We start from the raw sequence: 3,701 nt of genomic DNA, 5'->3' as shown, positions 1-3,701 counted from the left end.
ATCAAACTGCTTCACTAACCGCTTAAGAAAAGCATAGGCTGCTTGTGTGTCCCGTTTTTTACGTAACCAAATATCCAAGGTTAAACCATCTGCATCGATGGCTCGATACAAATAATGCCATTTTCCTTTAATTTTGATGTACGTTTCATCCATTTTCCATGAATAAAAGGATTTTTTATTTTTCTTTTTCCAGAGATGATAGAGGACTTTACCGTATTCTTGTACCCAACGATAAATAGTTGTGTGACAAACGTTAATCCCACGATCATAAAGGAGTTCTTGAATTTCACGATAGCTTAGATTGTAACGCAGGTAATAACCAACAGCGACAATAATCACATCTTTTTGAAATTGTTTACCTTTAAAATAGTTCATTGATATATCCTCGCTGTCATTTTTATTCATTTTACACTAAAATAGACTTATCAGAAAACTTTGCAACAGAACCGATTTCTCAATCTTAGGTTTCACGATTTCAACATCACGAATTTCAACTGTCAACTGTTTTTCCTCACCAGTTTTAGTTTTTCCTGTTACTTGCATAAAGACTCTCCTTGCTATTTCACTAATATAAGAACGCAAACTCTGACATTTGCGCCCCTAAAATAAAAAAGACCTAAGTCGTTTTAATATACTTAAGTCTTCACTACTCAAAATAGAATAATTTTTCAAATTCTATATCCAACGCTATACAAAGTAATAATGCTAATTTAGCAGATGGAACGTACTCATAGGTTTCTATATTGCTAATTGTCTGTCTCGAAACACCAACAATTTTAGCCAAATTACTCTGGTTTATTTGTTTTTCAGCACGAGCCACTTTTAACCTATTCTTTAACTCAAGTTTTCCTTTATCCCTCATTTAAAAATTCCACTCATTAAATTCCAGCCCATCACAGAAACAGCAATTAATAATACTACAATTACTATGATGTTAGTCATCGACCTCTTCTTTTTGAACAGATATATTTCATGTCCCAAAGCCAAAAGTAATAACATAAAAAACAAATCGTCTATAGATTCATTTTTTAGCAACCTAATTGTGAAAATAAACAGCCAAGCAAGTAACAACATAATATAGTGTACTATTGACATATTTCTCCACTTCGATAGTTTACCCTCATCTTGACTTTCTTGTTGTGCCATTTGTAAAATCTTCTTATTATTCATTTCTTCTCTTCCTCTCTATGAATAAAGTATAACACTTTACAAGTAAACTTGTCAACTATATAAGCAAACTTGTTAAAGATATAAGTAAACTTGTCAAAAACAAAGTATGAAAAGTCCGTAAAAAATTAAGAAGCTCTCAATCATATAATTGGTTCTGTTGCAAAGTTTAAAAATCAAATACAAGGTTTATAATCCTTCTTGTTCTTAATCTAATATTCCCATTAAGACCTTAATCTCAGTAGATACCGAAAATCCGAAGAGCGTTCCATTTCTTCGGTTCTTTTTGTATATTCCTCGAATTGTTTCCATGCCCTTAATCGTGGTTGAGGCAGTTCGTAGACTTCGATAAAATTTATTGCGTCGTTTGATTGGTCGATGGTCTTGCTCAATGAGGTTATTGAGATACTTCACGGTTCGATGCTCTGTCTTAGTATATAAACCGTTACTCTGTAACTTTCTAAATGCAGAACCAATAGAGGGCGCTTTATCCTTGACAATTACTCTTGGTTGACCAAACTGTTTATGTAGTCGTTTCAAGAACGCATAAGCAGCTTGAGTATCCCGTTTCTTGCGTAGCCAGATGTCTAAAGTCAATCCATCCGCATCAATTGCACGATAGAGATAATGCCAACGACCTTTGATTTTGATGTACGTTTCATCCATTTTCCATGAATAAAAGGATTTTTTATTTTTCTTTTTCCAAATTTGATAGAGTAGTTTGCCATATTCTTGCACCCAACGATAAATCGTCGTATGAGAAACGTTAATGCCACGATCATATAAGATTTCTTGAACTTCACGATAGCTAAGGTTATAACGAAGATAGTAGCCCACGGCTACAATAATCACATCCTGCTGAAATTGCTTTTCTTTAAAATGATTCATCGTCATTCCTCCTGCTATCTTTTTCTATTATTCTACCTTATTTGATAGTAGATTTAAAACTTTGCAACAGAACCCTATATTCGTTACAATGGTTATGGGAAGTTTTTCAAAAGGTTAAGAAAAGCTTACGGGGGTTTTTGAAATCAAAAAGTAGTAGGGGACGATAAAATGAAACATACACACAAAATCATATTGGCTGTCACTTCTGTATGCACTGTTATTATTCTAGGTGTAAGTATCTTTTTTGTTACACAAGCAGTAACAAACAATAAATTAGAAAACACTAGTCAAACAACTCAACACTCAAGCAGCAGCTCAAAACCTGTTGAAGATAAACAAACGACGAAACAGCTTGATCAAGCAAAACAGCTTGCTGCAAGTTATCATTATGATGAAGCCATCGCCTTACTTGAAAAAGACGACGCCAAAGAAGCGCAACAATTGTTAGCAACTTTGAAAAAAGAAAAAGAATCCTTGGTAAAATGGGAAGACCCGACCAAAATCTCACACGTCTTCTTTCATAGTCTGATTGTTGATCCAGCTAAGGCTTTTCATACCCAGCAAGCACAAGGGTATAAAGATTATATGGTCACTATTTCCGAATTCAATAAAACCATTGATCAGTTATATAAAAATAACTATGTTCTTGTTAATCTAAATGGATTAGTCAAAAAAGGAACAGATGGAAAACTGACCTTTACAGGTGTTTCTCTTCCAGAAGGAAAGAAACCGTTAATTCTTTCGCAAGACGATGTCAGCTATTATGAATACATGGACAATTCAGGATTTCCAAGTAAGTTGATTGTCGATAAACAGAACCAAATCAAGAATATTTATATCGACAATAAGAAGGAAACTGTTGGTGACTATGATATGGTTCCATTGATCGATTCATTCATTAAAAAACATCCCGATTTTTCTTATCAAGGCGCCAAAGGAACATTAGCTTTAACAGGCTATAATGGTGTATTAGGTTACCGTACATCAAAATCAGAATATGGTGATAACGAAAAAACAAACAAAGAAATCGAAGCAGCCAAAAAAGTTGCTGATCAATTAAAGAAAGATGGTTGGAGTTTTGCTTCTCATACTTGGGGACACTTGAATATGACACAAGCTTCTTTAGCCGATATCCAACAAGATAATGAACGTTGGCAAAATGAAGTTGCACCTATTTTAGGCAAAACAAATATTTTGATCTACCCATTTGGCGCTGACATCAGCGATTGGCAACCTTATTCTGAAGCAAATCAAAAATTTGCTTACTTGAAACAACAAGGATTTGATATCTTCTGCAATGTCGATGCCTCAACTCCTGCATGGGGACAACTAGGAACTGACTACTACCGTAACGCCAGAATCAATATTGACGGTATCCGTTTCGAAGCTGACCTAAAAGGAGAAAATCCAATACTTGATCAATTTATCAACGTCAAAGAAGTGTATGACCAAAAAGATCGAGGATAGAGGTTGTGAAAGAAGCGTCCAGCTCCGCCGACAATAAGTAGGAATTAACTATCTAGGAACGCATACCATGCGTAAAACAGGCGCTTATAAGGTCTATACCCAGTCAAACTATAATATTGCGCCCTCGCGGCCCGGCTGGAGGAGCTGGGCGAACGGGTGGCGACGCTGGTCATCGTGGA

Annotated in this window: 5 protein-coding genes; 1 reads left to right on the top strand and 4 read right to left on the bottom strand. The window is 35.3% G+C overall.

Features of this window, described 5'->3' with window-relative positions; genetic code table 11:
* The 4 genes from AB0I81_RS63775 to AB0I81_RS63760 all read right to left on the bottom strand — a co-directional run.
* Positions 1 to 375, bottom strand: a 375-nt coding sequence (locus tag AB0I81_RS63775; RefSeq protein ID WP_360680612.1) for an IS6 family transposase, incomplete at its 3' end; no start/stop codon positions are given.
* Between the two features lie 271 nt (positions 376 to 646).
* Complete coding sequence (locus AB0I81_RS63770; protein ID WP_101913440.1) at positions 647 to 862, bottom strand: helix-turn-helix transcriptional regulator; 216 nt, start codon at positions 860 to 862, stop codon at positions 647 to 649.
* The gene (locus AB0I81_RS63765; protein WP_349221543.1) at positions 859 to 1,170 is read right to left on the bottom strand and encodes a DUF6442 family protein; all 312 of its coding nucleotides are present in this window, start codon (positions 1,168 to 1,170) and stop codon (positions 859 to 861) included. The genes AB0I81_RS63770 and AB0I81_RS63765 overlap by 4 nt, the downstream gene beginning before the upstream one ends.
* 204 nt (positions 1,171 to 1,374) lie before the next feature.
* Positions 1,375 to 2,055 (bottom strand): IS6 family transposase, encoded by a 681-nt coding sequence (locus tag AB0I81_RS63760; protein WP_351763757.1) that lies wholly within the window; start codon positions 2,053 to 2,055, stop codon positions 1,375 to 1,377.
* A gap of 168 nt (positions 2,056 to 2,223) precedes the next feature.
* Here AB0I81_RS63760 and AB0I81_RS63755 point away from each other — a divergent pair, with 168 nt between their 5' ends.
* Positions 2,224 to 3,522, top strand: a complete 1,299-nt coding sequence (locus AB0I81_RS63755; RefSeq protein ID WP_014017385.1) for a polysaccharide deacetylase family protein — start codon at positions 2,224 to 2,226, stop codon at positions 3,520 to 3,522.
* Positions 3,523 to 3,701 lie beyond the last annotated feature (179 nt).

The organism is Nonomuraea sp. NPDC050404, from assembly GCF_040655495.1.
GTDB lineage: Bacteria > Actinomycetota > Actinomycetes > Streptosporangiales > Streptosporangiaceae > Nonomuraea.
Note: the sequence above shows the minus strand (reverse complement) of the source record. Positions and strands in the feature narration are given on the sequence as shown.